The sequence below is a fragment of the Marinobacterium zhoushanense genome (assembly GCF_014641945.1).
GTDB classification, from domain to species: domain Bacteria; phylum Pseudomonadota; class Gammaproteobacteria; order Pseudomonadales; family Balneatricaceae; genus Marinobacterium_D; species Marinobacterium_D zhoushanense.
Genome location: NZ_BMIJ01000002.1, coordinates 355,897 through 374,499, shown reverse-complemented (window position 1 = coordinate 374,499; position 18,603 = coordinate 355,897). Strand labels below are relative to the sequence as shown.

General features: G+C 54.2%; 14 protein-coding genes. 6 read left to right on the top strand and 8 right to left on the bottom strand.

Features of this window, described 5'->3' with window-relative positions; translation table 11 throughout:
• Positions 1-2: 2 nt before the first annotated feature.
• The 5 genes from IEX40_RS05920 to pilB form a co-directional block, all read right to left on the bottom strand.
• Positions 3-2,726: a hypothetical protein gene (locus IEX40_RS05920; RefSeq protein ID WP_188746250.1), complete on the bottom strand. Its 2,724-nt coding sequence runs from the start codon at positions 2,724-2,726 to the stop codon at positions 3-5.
• Positions 2,723-4,456, bottom strand: a complete 1,734-nt coding sequence (locus tag IEX40_RS05915; protein WP_188746248.1) for a site-specific integrase — start codon at positions 4,454-4,456, stop codon at positions 2,723-2,725. Before IEX40_RS05915 ends, IEX40_RS05920 begins: the two co-directional genes overlap by 4 nt.
• Positions 4,440-5,681: a site-specific integrase gene (locus tag IEX40_RS05910; RefSeq protein ID WP_188746246.1), complete on the bottom strand. Its 1,242-nt coding sequence runs from the start codon at positions 5,679-5,681 to the stop codon at positions 4,440-4,442. The genes IEX40_RS05915 and IEX40_RS05910 overlap by 17 nt, the downstream gene beginning before the upstream one ends.
• A gap of 223 nt (positions 5,682-5,904) precedes the next feature.
• The gene (locus IEX40_RS05905; RefSeq protein WP_188746244.1) at positions 5,905-7,134 is read right to left on the bottom strand and encodes a type II secretion system F family protein; all 1,230 of its coding nucleotides are present in this window, start codon (positions 7,132-7,134) and stop codon (positions 5,905-5,907) included.
• 48 nt (positions 7,135-7,182) lie between these two features.
• On the bottom strand, positions 7,183-8,895 hold the full coding sequence (gene pilB, locus IEX40_RS05900; protein ID WP_188746242.1) for a type IV-A pilus assembly ATPase PilB: 1,713 nt from the start codon (positions 8,893-8,895) through the stop codon (positions 7,183-7,185).
• Between the two features lie 129 nt (positions 8,896-9,024).
• Between pilB and IEX40_RS05895 the strand changes: the two genes are divergently transcribed.
• The 4 genes from IEX40_RS05895 (at position 9,025) to IEX40_RS05880 (ending at position 13,158) form a co-directional block, all read left to right on the top strand.
• Positions 9,025-10,608, top strand: coding sequence for a sensor histidine kinase (locus tag IEX40_RS05895; RefSeq protein ID WP_188746240.1), 1,584 nt, complete (start codon positions 9,025-9,027; stop codon positions 10,606-10,608).
• A complete protein-coding gene (locus IEX40_RS05890; RefSeq protein WP_188746238.1) occupies positions 10,601-11,974 on the top strand; it encodes a sigma-54-dependent transcriptional regulator in 1,374 nt (457 codons plus the stop codon). Before IEX40_RS05895 ends, IEX40_RS05890 begins: the two co-directional genes overlap by 8 nt.
• Before the next feature lie 202 nt (positions 11,975-12,176).
• Positions 12,177-12,632, top strand: coding sequence for a pilin (locus tag IEX40_RS22210; RefSeq protein WP_308421595.1), 456 nt, complete (start codon positions 12,177-12,179; stop codon positions 12,630-12,632).
• Positions 12,633-12,810: 178 nt separating this feature from the next.
• Positions 12,811-13,158: a hypothetical protein gene (locus IEX40_RS05880; protein ID WP_188746236.1), complete on the top strand. Its 348-nt coding sequence runs from the start codon at positions 12,811-12,813 to the stop codon at positions 13,156-13,158.
• Positions 13,159-13,167: 9 nt separating this feature from the next.
• Here the strand turns inward: IEX40_RS05880 and nadC are convergent, their stop codons facing one another.
• A complete protein-coding gene (nadC, locus tag IEX40_RS05875) occupies positions 13,168-14,007 on the bottom strand; it encodes a carboxylating nicotinate-nucleotide diphosphorylase (RefSeq protein ID WP_188746234.1) in 840 nt (279 codons plus the stop codon).
• Between the two features lie 88 nt (positions 14,008-14,095).
• Between nadC and ampD the strand changes: the two genes are divergently transcribed.
• Positions 14,096-14,656 (top strand): 1,6-anhydro-N-acetylmuramyl-L-alanine amidase AmpD, encoded by a 561-nt coding sequence (gene ampD / locus IEX40_RS05870; RefSeq protein ID WP_188746232.1) that lies wholly within the window; start codon positions 14,096-14,098, stop codon positions 14,654-14,656.
• A gap of 80 nt (positions 14,657-14,736) precedes the next feature.
• Complete coding sequence (locus tag IEX40_RS05865) at positions 14,737-15,789, top strand: ABC transporter ATP-binding protein (RefSeq protein WP_188746231.1); 1,053 nt, start codon at positions 14,737-14,739, stop codon at positions 15,787-15,789.
• A 48-nt stretch (positions 15,790-15,837) separates the two neighbouring features.
• Here the strand turns inward: IEX40_RS05865 and IEX40_RS05860 are convergent, their stop codons facing one another.
• Both IEX40_RS05860 and IEX40_RS05855 read right to left on the bottom strand, forming a co-directional pair.
• Complete coding sequence (locus IEX40_RS05860) at positions 15,838-17,529, bottom strand: ABC transporter permease (protein WP_188746229.1); 1,692 nt, start codon at positions 17,527-17,529, stop codon at positions 15,838-15,840.
• A gap of 17 nt (positions 17,530-17,546) precedes the next feature.
• The gene (locus IEX40_RS05855; protein WP_188746227.1) at positions 17,547-18,572 is read right to left on the bottom strand and encodes a Fe(3+) ABC transporter substrate-binding protein; all 1,026 of its coding nucleotides are present in this window, start codon (positions 18,570-18,572) and stop codon (positions 17,547-17,549) included.
• Between the last annotated feature and the right edge of the window lie 31 nt (positions 18,573-18,603).

Here is an 18,603-nt window from a genome sequence, read left to right as displayed (position 1 = left end):
AATCAGTCGTCTCCACAACCGAAAGGACAGTCTTCTGGTAGAGAGCCATCTTCTTCGAACGGTGCAATTTCAGTGGATTTTTGCGAGTTGTTGGCCAGTAATCTGTCCGAAAGGTCGAAGACCTTGCTGATATTTTCGACCAGTGTGGCATGTCTCAGGATGTGCTTCTCGGCGGCGGAGTTGCCTGCATCAAGCACATCCAGAAGTCTTGAGATTTCCCTTTCTGACTTATCCCTTTCGTTCGCTAAGGTCGCTCGCATAATAGCGTCCTGAGTATCGAAGATGTAGCGACTACAGCCGTTACCGTCATTGCCAACCAAACATCCCATGTTGAATTCGCACGGATTGAGGTTGAGCGATCCGACACACATCCCGCAAGGCGTAAATTGGGCTGTCTGTAGCGTCTCATCTAAGTACTCGTCGATCTCTTTAACAGGAATATTTTCATGTTGCATTCGGCGGACTGTTTGAGGGATAGCACCGAGGAAACGCGTTTGGTTTTCCTGCATTGCCTCGCCCAAAATCTTGGCGCGTTCAATCCCGGTGTTATGATCGTAATGATCTAACTGGGAAGCTTCACGGCCCATGTAGCGGTTAACAACTTCCGCCTCCAACCCTGCACGGAGCATTGATGTCGTTTTCCAGTGCCGACCCTGGTGGCTACTCCATGATTTGCGGATCTTCTCTGACACATTGACATCGTACCGCTCAAACATCGACTCCATGCGATCGTTACCTTGCATCGCGTAGCGCAAGGCTTGGTAGCTCAGAATCTCTGGTACAAGACTGTTAGCGTTACCGGAGACGATTCTGCACCGTAGGAAAAGGAAATCAGAGACATTCTGCTCTACGCTGAACGCCTTCGATGAAATCGTCACTGCTGTACCTGTAAACTTGGCTTCCTCTTCCTGATCCTTTTTATCCTGCTCCCAGATCTCTTTTTCGAGTGCCAGGTTTGTAGAGGTGAATGTCTCAATCAACATGCTGTGAATCGACTCGATATCAATGGTGAAGCCTTCGTTCACGCTGTATCGAATATGGGAGTCTTCCGTCTTTACCTTGGCATAGATTTTCTGCTTATTGTTGATTTTAAACAGAGGGTTTCGATCCTGAAACGATTTAAGACTTCCAGATTTTGTACTTGAGAAAAGCAAGGGGATTTCCGGAAACAACTCGTTAAATGAGTAAAGGTCAATATTCGTATAGGGATCGAATCCGCCCAGCGCGTAATCTCTGAGTTTTGCAGCAGCATCATCCCGGCTCATCACTGCGGGCGCGCGTCCTTTACCAGCAAATTTAGTTGGGTTGAAGGTGTAACAGGTCGCGCTGCTTCCATCGGCTGTTTTTGTTAGCGATGATATTGTCTTATCACCTGAAATTTCACGATGAACATCTCTAGCGTGAAGAATACTTAAGAACTCATTCTCAATAATGTGAGAGGCCCTGCGCTCGATCTGCTCATTGATAAAAATACATATGGATTGACCAGAAATAGTGTACGAATTTCTTTTTGGGTCGATTGGGACAACTGTTAGGTTAAGTTCCCAATTCCTATAGTTTTGAACCTTACTTGGTGTCGCCTTAGCATCAGATGAAATTGGAAGAATGCCTTGAACTTCATCAAGGGAGTATTCCGTCTCGGGGTTAATAGCGCGCCTTAACGCCCAGGCGTTGGTTGCTTCCGTGCGTTTTTCTAAGAGGAAGTCGTCGAGCTCCTGTAGCAGCGCCTGAGCATCAGATTCACGCGCCTGGCGCCATTTGTTTATTCGCTCTTCAACCTCAGACAAACGGTGGTGTTTCTCCAGTTCACGCGCGCGCTCTCGATAGGCTTTTGTCAGATTTTTGATGCGATCGACGATCTCGATAACCAGCTCGCGCCAAATGGTGGGCACATAGGGCGCACGCGCCTGCTGCCCCTTTTCGGTGTACACACGACAGCGCAGATCAGGGCCGTCCCAAAACAAACATTCTTCGGGAATTCGAAGTATTTCACCGGCTCGAAGTCCTAGTGCGTAAGCAAACACCTGGGTGTAGACACAGAGCATGTCTGAGATCATTCGATCACTGCCGTCGAAGGACTCTTCCACTTTCCAGCGAAGCGCAATAATGGCTCGAATGAGCTCGGGCAGGGGCATTTTGGACGTTTTTGCTTTCGGTCCGACCTTCTCTTTAACTCGCTGATCTTTAATTGGACTCCGAAGGTCTATAACTGACCTTAAGACATGAGCGTCGCACAGGAATTCGATGAACAGGTTGAGGTCTTGGATAAGACTCGTAGGGTCTTTTGAGGTTTCCAAGGCCGCATTAAATGCCATGTCATACGATTCAGCATTGATCTGATCAAGCCCCGTAACTCCTGATTCAATCATGGTAGGGGCAAAATTACGGAGGGCTAGTAACCTAGTTGCGGACAACGGCTCTTTACGCGTTCTGGATCTGAACAACTTATCGATAATAAAAGCCTTTACGAGTTCAGAAATCTCGGCAGGCCAGTCGATTCGGTACTGATTAGCTCGGCGGCCTTTCGGCAATGTGTTGAACCAGACGGTTTCGCCACGGTAACGCCAGGATGTGTCTTCGTAGTCGGCGATCAGATATGGGTTTGATTTCTGAACCAGTGGGAACTGTTCACGAGCGCGTTGAATCAGGCGTTCGTAGTTCTCCTGAATGGATCTGAGGCGCTTATCCCCAAACGCGATTACATTTGTGCTTAGGTTCATGGTCATGCGAGTTCCTCGATCATCTGCATCCCGTTTCCGATAACCTCATCCTTGGTCGCGAGGGCGCCGTCTTCTATAAACACCACTTGCTCGCCTTCGGCATAGGCAATAGCCGCCATACAGCCAGCACGTGCTTCGTCGAGCTGATGGCTTGCAGCACCGAATGTTGTCTTCGCGAGGTCTGCTATCTGTGCCTCTATGCGGTTAAGCGCGTTCTTGTGTCCCTGCACATCAGTGTTGGGTTTAAACTTGTCACAGCCGTAACAAGCCACGGCCGGCTCTAGCCAACAGGGTGATCCCTTTTTGCATTTACCTACTGTGGTGAAGGCGGTCAGCTCAACGACATCTTCTCCGTAAATGTTGTTCTCTACATTGTCGTTTCGCTGCCAAGCCGCAACCCACATACCCTGTTCTACACGGCGGTTGGTTGCCTCCTCAATAAGCTCATTAATTTCGGCGGTCTCACGGAAATAGTGGCGAACGGAAGTGGTATCGCTGTGATCGAGCGCATCTGCGACCTCAGCGGGAGTGTAGCGCTCCTGAACCATCGCAGTGCCTTTGGTGTAGCGGAAACGGTATGTGTAGAGGTTAAATGGTAGTCCTGTACGTGGAGAGCGGGGGAGGTGATCCACTATCGCATCCAGGCGATATTGGATATTGTCGCGCTCAACGTGGTGACCCATATCGGATTTATCGTGCGCGTCATAAATATCTTGGTAAGCGTTTGTTGGTCTCGCAATATTTACATCCCAAGTGCCGCCAGCCACATTTTGATCTTTGAGTATCTTTATGGGCGCTTTGTGCTGATAGGGGTTCGGTCCCGCAAACAACTTGTAACGACGCATCACTAGTGGCGGATCTTGAATATCAAGATCGGCATAAACGGCTCGGTGGATTTCGATCAGTTCATCGATCATCTCGCCTAACTTGCGAGAGATCGGGCGCTTCGTGAACTGCTGACGGCGCTGTTTGGCCCCTTGTTTAACGCGTGGTACGTTAATGTGGTAGAGCGCTTCACCGGCGATTTCTCGAACCTCAAAGTCGCTCTGTTTTAGCAGTACGACTTGGATGGGGCGCAGACCCCATTCAATCATCAGCCCCATGACCACACGGTCTTCCAGGTGGATAAACGGGTCATCCAGTGCTCGATTGAGAATAAGCATCTCTTCGCGCATGAACGGTCCTTCCTCATCATCTCTGAGGTTGTAAGACATATACGCGTTCTGAGAACCGCCACGCGACAACGCCTGTATCTCTTGATGAAAATCGTACCCATATCCGTCCAACTCATACATCAAGAAGTAGCGACCCAGTCGCTTAATGGCGGTGAGATCAGAGTCCTTTTTGATGTCCGCGATAGCATTAAGCATGGCCTCCTGAACCACTTCCCTTTGCATTAGCCGAGACGTGACGAGCCAGATGCCTTCGGCATAGTTATTTACCGTGCGTGCGGCGTAATGCTTGAGTAAGTGGGTCAATAGGGAAGAGGTAATGCGATCTATTTCTGGAAGACCACAGAAAAACGGGGCAGTCTTGACGGGAGTCTGTTTAGCATCGTCATTGAAGGTCTTGATGACGGGCAACCAGGAGCCTGAATAATCTTTGCACTCCAAGCGGTAACCAAAACGTGACGTAATAACACGCTCTCTTTCAGGAAGTGCGGGGATAAGATGGCGTTCAGCCACTTCAGCCGTAACTAGCTCTCCTGTATCAATTGACTCAACGTTTTTTGCCATTCGACTCCTCCTTTGACTCGGTGAAAATCCGTTCGTGAATTTGTAGATGTAGCTCTGCGACTGCTCGCTCTGTGGATCCTTTCGGGTATCGTTCGACCATCGCACTACCCTTAGTCCAGCCGCCACCGTATTCCAGTGCCGCCGCTTTCAGGCCTTGTTTAGCCAAAGGCCCCTGATGTTGATACTTCTCATCAAGTGCTTCATTCAACATGTCCGCCCAGGTATTACGCAGGATGTGGGGCGATAAAAGACCTTTAAATTGAGGGTGTTTGTCTATCAACTGTTTGAGTGATTCGTTTGGCGTGTTAACGCTTATTGGCTCACCATCTCTGAGTGACAAAAACATATGCGGGTAGCGTTTGGCCCCTTCGAACTTCGGGCGGATATGTGTGATGTAGTGCTCGAAGACGGCAGCCAATTGAGGCGCTAGAACAACCCTTCGGCCTTTCGTTTTTTGGGCAGGTCTGATACTGCGTGTCCCGTAGTTTGACATGACGGTATCGTGCTTTTGGAATTCAAAGTACCGAGGCTGACTGGCGGGTCCGGTGAGTGAGAAATCATTGATCGTCAGGTTAAGGGACTCCCCCTTGCGGTTACTGCCCAGAATCATCGTCAGAAAAAGGCAATAGTTACGCCAGCGGATGCGCTCAGACTTCCAAGGGTTTAGATCATTCTCCTTACCGGGGAAAATGATATTGAAAAACTCTGCTTTTAATTCAGGTGTAAGGCCTATGCGATCTTTCTTGTCAGCCTTGTAGCCGAATGTGCCGTACTCTTTAAGTGCCTCTTCCATCATGGCTTGTTTTACTTGCGCCGCTTTGAGTGCTTCAGGATCAATGACTCGCTCTTGGTAAAAACGCCAGACGTGCTTCAAGAAGGCCTTGATATGACTCCATCGGTACTTGAATGTGTTTTCATCAACAGGCTCGCCGGTATCGATGCGGGCTGACAGAAATCCTGCGAGGTGTTCAATCGTACCGCTTGGAAGTGGTTCCATGCGCTTGAAACAGGCTGGGAAGTCGATCCGATATTCAATGCAGTAGTCGAAGAATCGTTTGATTGTGAACGCCGTAGTCTTGATCTGTGAAAGAGGGTGTCCCCTATCTAGCACGCTGAGAAGATAGGACGCACTGTGCGGCTCAATGTCGTTATCAACGAATATCAGCGCAACAGGGGCGGCATTCAGCTTTTCAAACCGTGTCAGCTTAACGTGTACCCGAGACATTCACTCCCAACCTTAAATGGAACACTAAAATCACTTTACGTTATAAAATAGTTGGGGTTGGGTGCTAGGTCAAGCCGAAATGGTACTTTTTATGATATTTACGATATAAACAAAAAGCCCAGAAGAATGGAACACTCTTTCTGGGCATTTGTTTTTCCGAAGGCGCCGTACTTACTGGGCTCCGGATGTTTTGGAACGTTTCGTTTGTAAAATTTTATTATTCTTAGACCACGTTACCCAGCTGGAATATCGGCAGGTACATGGCGATAACCAAGCCACCCACCAAAATACCCAGTATTGCCATGATCAAAGGTTCGAGCAGGCTGGAGAGGTTGTCGACCGCATTATCGACCGCCTCCTCATAGAAGCTGGCAACCTTGTCCAGCATCATATCCAGTGAACCGGCTTCCTCACCGATTGATACCATCTGGACTACCATCACCGGGAATACGCCAGTCATATTGATGGCATTGGTCAGTGACTGGCCGGTAGAGACACCGTTACGGATCTGCAAGGTGGCATTCCGATAGACCACGTTACCGGCGGCGCCGGCGGTAGAATCCAGCGCTTGAACCAGCGGTACGCCGGCCGCGAAAGTCGTGGCCAGTGTCCGTGCGAAACGGGCGATAATCGCTTCTTTGATAATTGGTCCGATAATTGGAATCTTCAGTAATGCCCGATCAACTGCGTCAGCAAACTTCTGTGATCGTTTCTTAGCTTCAACAAAAGCAACTATCGCTCCAATAATCCCTAATAGAACAAAAAACCAATACTCTTGCGCTATCTCTGATAGGCCAATTACCCAGAGAGTAAAAGCGGGAAGTTCTGCGCCAAACCCGCTGAAAACGTCGTTAAAAACCGGAACAACCTTTACCAACAGAATTGCAGTAACAATGATCGCTACGATAATAACTGCGGTGGGGTAGGTCAGTGCCTTCTTGATTTTGGCCTTCAGGGACTCAATTTTCTCTTTATAGGTCGCCACACGATCCAACATGGTTTCCAATTGGCCCGAGGCCTCGCCGGCGCTGACAAGACTGCAAAACAGGTCGTCGAAATATTCGGGATGCTTGGACAGAGCAGTTGAGAAGTCTGTACCACCGCTGACATCGCTTCGAATTTTGCCTATCAGCTCTTTCAGTTTTATCTTTTCTGCACCGTTTCCAACAATTTCTAACCCTTGTATTAGAGGTACGCCCGCCTTCATCATCGTTGCCATCTGGCGGGTAAAAAACGCGATATCCAGGGGCTTGATCGGTTTGTTACGTCCACCGCTGAATAGTCCGCCGCGATCTTTGGCAACTCTGCTTGGATTTATGCCCTGCTTTCTCAGCAGTGTTTTGGCGGCAGAGATACTTTCCGCATCTATCTTGCCCTTGCTTTTATTGCCACTCTTGTCTTTTCCCTGCCAGGCAAAGGTGATGCGTTTTGCTTCCTTGATTTTTGTCGCCATATCGGTTGCCTTTTTGTGTGCTTGGCTTGGTTGCGCAATTCTGTCGGGTTAGACCTTTATTACCCGGTTCATCTCCTCGAGACTGGTCAGGCCGTTCGCGACCTTCAGTAGCCCCGATTGACGCAGGGTCCTGAAGCCCTGCTCTCGTGCAACACGCAGTATATCCAGAGAGTTGCCATTTTCCATGATGCATTCGGCGATCTCGGTCGTCATTACCAGCATCTCATAGATACCCACCCGGCCCTTATATCCGCGGTTACACTTGTTACAACCTTCATGATTGGCTTCAAATATGTTCAGAGACTTGATCTGTTCAGGCGTGAAACCCTCTTCGATCAGAGAGGCTTCCGGTATCGAGACAGGTTTTTTGCAAGATTCACATAGACGGCGCGCTAATCGTTGCGCAATGATCAGACTGACCGAGGTTGCGATGTTGAAAGATGGAACGCCCATGTTACGCAGTCGGGTCAGTGTTTCCGGCGCACTGTTGGTATGCAGGGTGGACAGCACCATATGGCCGGTTTGCGCAGCCTTGATCGCGATCTCGGCGGTTTCCAGGTCACGTATCTCACCAACCATAACCACGTCAGGGTCCTGACGCAGGAAGGAGCGCAGCGCTTCGGCGAAGGTCAGGCCGACCTTGGGGTTTACATGAACCTGGTTGATCCCCTCCATATTGATCTCGACCGGATCCTCCGCGGTGGAGATATTGCGCTCTTCGGTGTTGAGGATATTGAGGCCGGTATAGAGGGTGACCGTTTTACCCGAACCGGTCGGACCTGTAACCAGCACCATCCCCTGTGGCCGCTGCAGCGTGCTCATGTAGATCTCACGCTGATCCGGCTCGAAGCCCAGCGCATCAACACCAATGGTGGCGCTGGTCGGATCTAGGATACGCAGTACGATCTTCTCCCCCCAGAGCGTCGGCAGGGTGTTGACACGAAAATCGATAGAACGTTTGTCCGACACCTTGAGCTTGATGCGGCCATCCTGAGGGACGCGGCGCTCGGCAATATCCATATTGGACATAACCTTCAAACGTGCCGACAAGCGGGACGCCAGGTTGGTTGGCGGTTTGCTGACCTCCTGCAGAATGCCGTCGATACGGCAACGTATACGGTAAGCTTTCTCGTAAGGTTCGAAATGGATATCGGAGGCCCCGTTCTTGATCGCGTCCAGCAGCACCTTGTTGATAAAGCGCACGATCGGTGCATCAGAGGCAGCTTCCTCCGCCGACTCCTCCTCTTTCCTCTTGCTGGTATCCTCCGTCTCTATATTGTCGAGATCGGCATCGTCTAACTCCTCCAGAACCTCGCTACCGCCGTCGAGGAAGGTCTCGATGCGCCGTGCCAGTTTGTCCTCTTCGACGATCACCGCTTCAGTGGTGATGCCGGTGTGGAACTTAATCTCGTCCAACGCCTGAAGGTTGGTGGGATCGGCAATCGCAACAAATAGCCTGTTTTCCCGCTGCATCAGCGGCAGCGCACGGTGCGCTGTAATCAGGTTCTCGGCGATCAGTCCCTGTGGAATCGCATCGGCACTGAACGCATCCAGGTCCAACAGAGGGAGGCCGAACTCCTCGGATGCCGCACAAGCGGCTCGATGAGCACTGACCAAGCGCTGGGAGATGATGAAACTGACGAAACTTTTATTGGCGTCGCGGGCCTGGTTCAGCGCGTCCATCGCCACTTCTGCCGAGAACGCGCCGTCGTTGACAAGGCGTTTGGCGAGACCGCTAAGTGGTTGAAATCCTTTTGACAAGTGCCGTACCTTAAGTCTTTGCAAACAGGCCGAGGATAGGGTATGAGTCAATACTCTATAGTAGCCTCAGGACTCTGGCAAATCCCATGAACTATCTATTGTTTGCCTATTGTTTGCGATCAATTCGCCATGAGTGAAATTCTCGACTGGAGAGCGCTGCGGGTTTTCAGCCTCTACCGAATCATCTTGAGCGGGCTGCTGGTCACTCTGCTGATCATGCCGCGCAGTGGCATGTTGCCCACTATTTGGCAGCCTGACATGTTCGGCATCGTAGCGCTGCTCTATTTCGTATTTGCGATCGGCTCAGGTATCAGTGTCGGTCGCTGGGAGTCTAACGGCACGCAGTTTGGTCTGCAGGTAATCTTGGACCTTGTAGCCCTGTCACTGCTGGGCTTTTCCAGCGGTGATCCCACCGGCATCTACGCGACCCTGATGCTGGTGCCGGTTTGCTTTGCCGGATTCTGGAAGCCCGGTGCAGGAACGCAGCTTTTTTCTGCTGTCGCCATTCTCGGAATGCTGGCGTCGACGCTAGTTCATCAGCTATTGGGTACTCAGCCCTATCCTCTGGCGGAGCTGGGTGCATTATCGGCAACCCAGCTCGCTATCGCACTGGTCAGTACGGTGGTGGGTCGAAATATGGCCGATACGCGTCGTTTAGTCGGCAAGCGGGAGCTGGATCTGGCGAGTCTCACCGAGCTCAACACATTTATCGTCCAACGCATGGAGGAGGGGGTCGTCGTCGTCGATGCCGAAAACGTGATCCGCATGATCAATCCGGCGGCGGGGCAGCTGTTCGGCGTATCGTCTTCGGCTCAGCTTCATCAACAGCTAGTCGAATTGTCACCGGCGCTGGCGACCGCTCTTGAGCATTGGCGTGAAGGGAAACCGGTGGGTTCGGAGTTGCTGGCACCATTGCGGTTGCAGATTACCGCGACAGGGCCTGGACGAGATGAACGGGCCGTATTGCTGTTGGAGGATATACAAGGCCAAAACACGCGAGTCCAGCGGGAAAAACTGGCGGCTTTGGGACGGTTGACGGCGAGTCTGGCTCACGAGATACGTAACCCTTTGGGTGCGATAAGCTATTCGGCGCAACTGTTGGCAGAGGCCCCGGATCTGCAGGCGCAGGAGCAGAAGCTGACCGCTATTATTTTGGCACAGTCGAAAAGGTTGAATCGCCTGATCGAAGAGATCTTGACCCTGTCGAGAAGGAAAACGCCGCTTTGGTTGGATCTGCAGTTGGGTCAATGGATGACGAAGTTGCGCGACGAGTGGCGTTTGAGTTGGCCTGATCTGGCGGAGCGTTTGAGCCTGTCGATTGAAAACGGCGGCGAGAATCTGCAGGTGCGTGTCGATCCCGATCATCTGCGACAGCTGCTCACTCTGCTGCTGGACAATGCACTCAAGCATGGCACGCCTGAGCAGGGCGTTGCCTGTATCGCCATCAGGGTTTACAGAGCGGGAGCGTCGGCAACGCCCTGTATAGAGGTCAGCGATAATGGCCGAGGTATAGACAGTGAGATGGAGCAAAGGATCTACGAACCCTTCTTCACTACCCGGCATGACGGATCCGGGCTCGGTCTCTATCTGGCGCGAGAGCTGTGCGAAGCGAACTACTGTGAATTGCGGTATAGTCCTGTGCAAACAGGTGGTAGCTGCTTTCGTATCACCTTCCCGATGGAACGACCGATAACCTCAGCCATAGATGACTAACCGACCTAACCTCAACGCAAATGCCAATAGCGCCCGCCAGTCCACCGTTCTTGTGGTGGATGATGAGGAGGACCTGCGCACGCTGTTGGAGATCACCCTGGGGCGCATGGGGTTGGCTGTGCGTACCGCGGCCTCGCTGGCCGAAGCCCGTCATCTGCTTGACCAGAATACATTCGATCTCTGTCTCACCGATATGCGCCTGCCCGATGGTCGAGGGATGGAGCTTGTTGAACAGGTTGCTCGAGAGGTGCCAAGCCTACCGGTGGCGGTGATCACCGCTTATGGCAATATGGAGCTCGCGGTCGAAGCGATGCGAGCGGGCGCCTTCGATTGTGTCAGTAAGCCTCTGGATATAGCGCAGCTGCGCGCCCTTGTCAGTCACGCCATCCGTCCAGTAGTAGACCCGGTGGCAGAGCATACCAGTGATGGTCTGGTGGGCGAGTCGCCCGCTATGCAGCGGTTAAAGGAGCGCATTGCCAAGCTTGCCCAAACGCAGGCGCCGGTCTGTATCAACGGTGAGTCGGGTTCGGGTAAAGAGGTGATTGCCCGCATGATCCACTCCCGCAGCAATCGCCGGGATCACCCTTTTATCGCCGTTAACTGCGGTGCTATCCCTGACGAGTTGATGGAGTCCGAGTTCTTCGGCCATCTGAAAGGCAGCTTTACCGGTGCCCATGCCAACCGCAGTGGCTTTTTTCAGGCGGCCGAGGGGGGGACGCTTTTCCTTGATGAGATCGCCGATATGCCGCTGGCGATGCAGGTCAAGTTGCTGCGTGCCATTCAGGAGCGGCGGGTACGGCCCGTGGGGGCGGAAGAGGAGCAGCCGGTGGATGTGCGGATCCTGAGTGCCAGTCACAAGCGTTTGCATGAGGAGGTTCAGGCCGGCCGCTTTCGTGAAGACCTCTACTACCGCATCAATGTGATCGAGCTGAAGGTGCCGCCGTTACGAGAGCGACGGCAGGATATCCCGCTATTGAGCCGGGCGTTGCTGCAGCGGATAGCACAGCGCAATGGCGGTAGTGAGCCGGTGCTGCATATCGATGACCAGGCGCTGTCGGCACTGATCGCCTATACCTTTCCCGGTAATGTGCGTGAATTGGAGAATATTCTCGAACGGGCCGCTGCGCTTTGTGAGCATAACCTGATCTGTTGCGAGGATCTGGCGCTGGAGGAGCGTCCGCGCACGCGCCAGCAGCTGAGTATGCGAGAGTTCAGCGGTAATAGTGATGGTAGTGGCGCGGATGAGCGGGATCAGTTGGTCAAGGCGCTGGAGATCCACCACTGGAATAGAACCGCGGCCGCACGCGAGTTGGGTCTGACATTGAGGCAGTTACGTTACCGGATCAAGAAGTACGACCTGGAGTAGTATCCGGGTCAAAAATTCAAACGGGAGTTTGTCAAAATGTGACGCAGGGGGTGACAAAGTGTCAAACTTTGCCCTATGCTCTGGCCGACTGGATCGCCGCAGGCCGCATGGATTAGGATGTGGTACGTGTTGGCACCGCTCTTGCTTGGTACTGGGCGTCTAGTAATAAGGACTTTAACTCGCTGGAGAGATGACGATGAATTTGAAAAAACAACAGGGCTTTACCCTTATCGAATTGATGATCGTTGTAGCGATCATCGGTATTCTGGCTGCGATCGCGCTGCCGGCTTATCAGGACTACACCATTCGTTCCAAGCTGTCTGAAGCTCCGTCCATTTTCGGGCAAAATAAACTGGCGGTTGAGCAGTTCTTTAACGAAGAAGGTACGCTTATCGGTTCCGATAGTGCGGATGGCTTTGCTGCGACTTTGTATGGTACGCACATCAACTTGGCTGTTGCTGTTAGTGGTGCGGCTACCGTATCCCAGGCGGGCTTTAACGCCACTGCGACCAATGCTGATGATGCTAGTGAAGTCGATAAGGGGACTACCGGTGCCGATATCATCTCCTTTACTGCTACCTCTAGCAACAACGGCAACATCGTCTGGACTGTTACTTGCCCGAGCGGTATCAGTGCCAACCGCTGCCCAGTGCGTTAATACTGTTGCCAGCGTCCTAGAAAGCGCTTGATTACAGGAAAAGGATCGCTTCGGCGATCCTTTTCGTTTTTTAAGCCCGGACTTTTAGTTTGATTCTCAATTAACCCATGGTCGGCTTGTATCCGGCGCTCAATCTCGGCAGACTCCAGCCAGGTATAATTGCGAGATGGGGATGTGCGTGATCAACAAGCGTTTTGTGATACTTATCCTGATAGCCTTAAGTGTCGTGGTGACCTGGTATATCGAGTCGGGTAGGCAAGAGGTTTCCGCCGATCTACGCAGTCGACTTGAAGCCGAGCTAGCCCAGGATTCAACCTTCCCCGCGCGCCCGGTCTGGTGGGACAAAGGCCACCGCATCGGTGTCGGCGTGATTCCTGACGGTAGCAACCGTGATTCAGATGCGCGTCGTGTGTGCAGCCTGATGCTCAAGCATGGCATTAGTCCGGCCGAGGTTGAGGTTTTCGACGTGCTGCAGATTCAAAACGATGACGAGTGGGTGCAGGTCGGCGCGGCGCGTTGCGAGTAGCGACTGCGGTCAGAGCAGTCGCATCGACAGATCCACCGCCCGGCAGTGCTTGGTCAGGGCGCCGATGGAGATATAATCTACGCCGGTCTTGGCAAACTCCACCAGGGTTTCGTCGGTAATGCCGCCTGAGGCTTCCAGCTTGGCGCGCCCCGCGGTGAACTGCACCGCCTCTTGCATCTGCTCGGTGCTGAAATTGTCCAGCATGATGATATCGGCACCGGCGTCCAACGCCTCCTCCAGTTGAGCGCGGGTTTCCACCTCCACCTCAACCGGCTTGCCCGGATGCATGTTGCGTGCGGCACTGATCGCTTGCGAAATACCGCCGCAGGCGAGGATATGGTTCTCCTTGATCAGGAACGCATCGTACAGGCCTATGCGGTGGTTGTAGCAGCCGCCGCAACTGACGGCGTATTTCTGCGCCATGCGCAGTCCCGGTAGGGTTTTGCGGGTATCGAGCAGTTTGACACCGGTGCCGGCCACTCGGTCGGCATAGGCGCGGCTGACAGTAGCGGTACCCGAGAGGGTCTGCAGGAAGTTCAACGCTGCCCGCTCGCCGGTCAGCAGTGAGCGGGCTGGACCTGCAAAGGTAAACAACACCTGGTTCGGCTCGACACTGTCGCCGTCTTTCACCTGCCATTCAATCGCAACCGACGGATCAACCTGGCGGAACACCTCATCGACCCAGGCGGTACCGCTGATGGTCGCGGACTCGCGGCTGATCACGCGGCCGCTTGCCTGCTGCGATGCGGGTATCAGATCGGCGGTGATATCGCCGCTGCCGATATCTTCCGCCAGTGCGGTGCGCACGTTCTCTTCGATGATGGCGTTGAGATCAGCAAGGTTCAGCATCGGGCTCTCCAGTATGGATCTGTATTGTGCGTTGCGACACGGGTTCGGGGCCGATATTCTAATCCTTTCCGCTGGTATTGAGTAACCCATGTCCGATATTCCCTGCCGCATAGAGGAGCATCTGGTAGTCGGTGCCGATTACTGCGCCTCTCCAAACTGCAACGAGCGCCCCGGTGACGAGATTTCGCTGCTCGTTATCCACAATATCAGCCTGCCGCCGGGGCAGTTTGGCGGGCAGGGGATTTGCCAGCTGTTCACCAACTGTCTCGACCCGGATGAGCACCCCTACTACCGGGAGATCCATCAACTGGAGGTATCCGCCCACCTGTTGATAGATCGAAAGGGGGGCATCACCCAGTTCGTGCCGTTCGATAAACGCGCCTGGCATGCAGGGCGTTCCTGTTTCCGGGGGCGAGACGCCTGTAACGATTTCTCCATCGGTATCGAACTGGAAGGTATCGATGACGTGCCATATAGCGAACGGCAGTATGCCGCTTTGGTCGCGGTGACTCGGGCGTTGATGACCCACTATCCCGGCATCACGCCGGAGCGCATCTGCGGGCATAGCGACATTGCACCTGGGCGGAAAACGGACCCGGGGCCTGCATTTGATTGGCAGCGTTATCGCGGCGCGATAGCTAGTAATTAAGAATGATTTTCAATTATCATTAACCCTCCAGCTTTAGGGTTTTTGATTGCCCGCCCCGTATAGGATTTATCAGAGGACATATGCGCGAGCTGCTTTCGGTTGAACAACTTAAATGCGCCTACCAGGGACACCAAGTACTGCATTCCGTCAGTTTTTCGATCGAGGAGGGGGAGATAGCCTGTCTGCTGGGCCCCAGCGGATGCGGGAAGACCACTGTATTGCGTGCCATCGCCGGCTTTATCGATCCCCAGGCCGGTGAGATACGTCTCGGGGGAGAGGTGATCAGCAGCGCAGCCTCTGTCGTCCCACCGGAGCGGCGTGGGATGGGCATGGTGTTTCAGGATTATGCACTGTTTCCTCACCTGACTATCGCCGACAACATCGCCTTTGGTCTGAAGGGGCGCAGCCGGGCCGAAAAGCAGGCGCTGGTCACAGAGGTGCTGGCACTGGTGGAACTGCCCGACCTGGGCAATCGCTACCCGCATGAACTCTCCGGTGGTCAACAGCAGCGGGTGGCCCTGGCCAGGGCGCTGGCGCCCAAGCCGCGACTGCTGTTGATGGATGAACCCTTTTCCAACCTCGACGCTGATCTGCGGCGGCAGCTGTCGGCCGAGATGCGCCGAATCCTGAAGCGGCAGAAGATCGCCGCGATCATGGTTACCCATGATCAGCAGGAGGCGTTTACCATCAGCGACCGGCTTGGTGTGCTGTCGGCAGGACGAGTGCAACAGTGGGGCACGCCGGAGGAGCTGTTCTATACACCGGCGACGCCTGAGGTGGCGGCATTTGTCGGCAAAGGTACGCTGATCAGCGGTGTGGCGTTGGGCCCCGACCGGCTGCGTTGTGAGCTGGGTGAGCTGGAGTTTGCCGAGCCCTTCGGCCGGGATGGCATCGACAACGTACCGCTGAAACTCTTCCTGCGCCCGGCCGATATTCAGCTGACCCAGGACGGTGGTGCCCCGGCAGAGGTGCTCAGTTGTGAGTTTCAGGGCAGTCACACCCTGTATAAGCTAAAGCTCCAAACAGGGCTGGAGCTGGAGGCGGTGGAGAGCGGTATGCATCGCTATCCGATCGGCGAGCGCCTGGGTGTACATGTGGCGCCTCATCGGCCTATCGTCTTTGTCGAGCGTTGAAGCGCGCGCGGATCTTACTATTTTTCGTGATCGCCGGCTTAGCCGGCCTTAGCTGCTGGCCCGTGTTGCGGTGATAGTACGGCTGAGCAGAATGACTGGAATGATGCCCACCAGTACGATCAACAGCGCAGCCGGAGAGCACTGCTCTATGCGTTCATCCGACGCATACTGATAAACGAATGTGGCAAGGGTGTCATAGTTGAACGGCCGCAGGATCAGCGTGGCCGGCAGCTCCTTCATGCAGTCGACGAACACCACCAGGACAGCCGTCAGCAGGCCGCCTTTGATCAACGGCAGGTGCACCTCTCTCAGGGTGCGCAGGGAGTTGGCACCGAGTGAGCGCGCCGCCATATCCATATTGGGCGTGACCTTACCCAGAGAGGAATCCACCGAGCCGCCCGATACCGCGAGGAAACGCACGCAGTACGCGAATACCAGCGCGAAAGGTGTGCCGCTGAGCAGCAGCCCGGTACTGATACCAAAATGGCTGCGCATAAACGCATCGACACCATTATCGAACGCGGCCAGGGGCACGATAACCCCTATGGCCAGCACTGCGCCGGGCAGAGCGTAGCCGAGATTACTCATGCGTGCCGCGATCTGCAGCGAGGGGCGATTGGCATAGAGCCGCTTGCTGTAGGCCAGCACGATGGCGATCGTCAGCGCCAGCAGGGCGGAGCTGACCGATAGGGTAAAGCTGTTGCGCGCGTAATCGAGAAAGTTGTTCTCGGCGAACTGGTCCAGATGCGCCAGAGACATGTCGGCAAGTCGAACGAAGGGGATCAGGAAACCGAACAAAACCGGCAGGGTGCAGGCCAGGGTGCACATCCAGGCTCGGCCCGGTGTCAGCCGGTAACGCTCTATGGTGCGGTAGCGGTCGGCACTGGTGTATTGGCGGGAGCGGGCGCGGGCTACGCGCTCGAGCGTTATCAACAGTACCACGAAGATCATCATCAGGCTGGCGATCTGTGCCGCTGCGCCCACATTACCCATGTTGAGCCAGGCGTCGTAGATCCCCGCGGTCATGCTTTTGACCGCGAAGTAGTCCACCGTACCGAAATCGTTGATTGTCTCCATCGATACCAGCGACAACCCCACGGCGATAGCGGGCCGGGCAATGGGTAGGGAGACCCGGATAAAGCTTTGCCAGGGAGTGCAGCCCAGCATGCGGCTGGCGTCGCGGATGCTCATCGATTGTTCGAGGAAACTGGCCCGCGCCAGCAGGTAGACGTAGGGATAGAGTACCAGCGTCAGCATCAGGATCGCACCGCCCATGGAGCGGATCTCGGGGAACCAGTAGTCCCGTGCACTTTCCCAACCAAACAGCTCGCGCAGTAAGCCTTGTATCGGTCCCGCGTATTCGAGCAGGTCGGTATAGAGATAGGCGATAACGTAGGCGGGTATGGCAAAGGGCAGCAGCAGCGCCCATTCGAAAACGCGACGACCGGGGAAGTGGCACAGAGTGACCAGCCAGGCCGTGCCCACGCCGATCGCGACCGACAGCGCGCCGGTACCCGCCATCAGAATCAGTGTCGACTTGATGTAGACAGGTAGAACCGTCGAGGCGAGGTGGGGCCAGATATTTTCGGTGGGGAAGAGTGCCAGCCAGAGAATGGCCAGCACAGGAAGCATCACCAGGATTGCCGTACCCCAGCCGATACCGTACCAGCCCGGCATCAACCCTCTAAGCTGAGGTCTGATGCGAGGAGCGCTCAGTACGGGCTCGACTGCGGTATTCATCGGCTACTCCATCGGGATCAGTTATCGAAACCCACCTTGTCGACCAACTTGGCAGCATTGGCGCGCTGGGCGGCTACCTTGCCGAGGTTGATCTCGTCGCCCTTGAAACCGCTCATCTTCTCTTCGAGCAGGTCGGACCAGGGGGTATTGGGGCGAACCGGGAACTCGAAGTTGGCTTCGGCGTAAAGCTGCTGAGCCTTCTTCTCGGTCAAAAACTCGACCAGTTTAACAGCTGCCTCTGGATGTGGGGCGTATTTGGTCAGTGCCGCACCGGAAATATTCATATGGGTACCGCGACTATCCTGGTTCGGGAACACCAGGTTTGCCGATGCCGCCCACTCTTTCTGCTCCGGCTCTTTTTCGTTGGTTGCCATCTTGCCGTAGTAGTAACTGTTGCCCAGCGCCAGATCGCAGACCCCTTCTTTAATTGCTTTGACCTGAGCGCGATCATTACCCTGAGGTTTGCGGGCCAGGTTGGCTTTTACCCCCTCCAGCCATTTTTCGGCTTCCGCTTCGCCATGATGCGCGATCATCGAGCCGATCAGAGAGAGGTTGTAGGTGTGCTTGCCGCTGCGGGTACAGATGCGGCCTTTCCATTTCGGATCGGCGAGCTCTTCATAGCTGGTGATTTCACCCTCTTTGACCCGCTCCGTGGAGGCATAAATAATACGGGCACGGCTGGTCAGGCCGATCCACTTGCCATCTTCGGCACGAAAGTGAGCCGGTACGTTGCGATCGATCACTTCGCTGCTGATCGGTGCTACCAGATCCCGCTCCACCGCATCGTGCAGTGGGCCGATGTCGGCTGTGAGCAGCAGGTCGGCGGGGGTGTTGCGCCCTTCGTGTTCGATACGCTCAAGCAGGCCTTTTGACGCGAAAACCACATTGACCTTGATACCGGTTTCCGCGGTGAAGGCTTCAAGCAGGGGCTTAAGCAGGAACTCCTGTCGGAACGAGTAAACATTGACCTCTTCGGCTTGAGCGGCTGAGCCAAGTGTGGAGCTGAGAATGGCGGCTGATAGCAGGGCTTTACGAATTGTCATGCATACTCTCCTGAATGGAATACAACTTCAA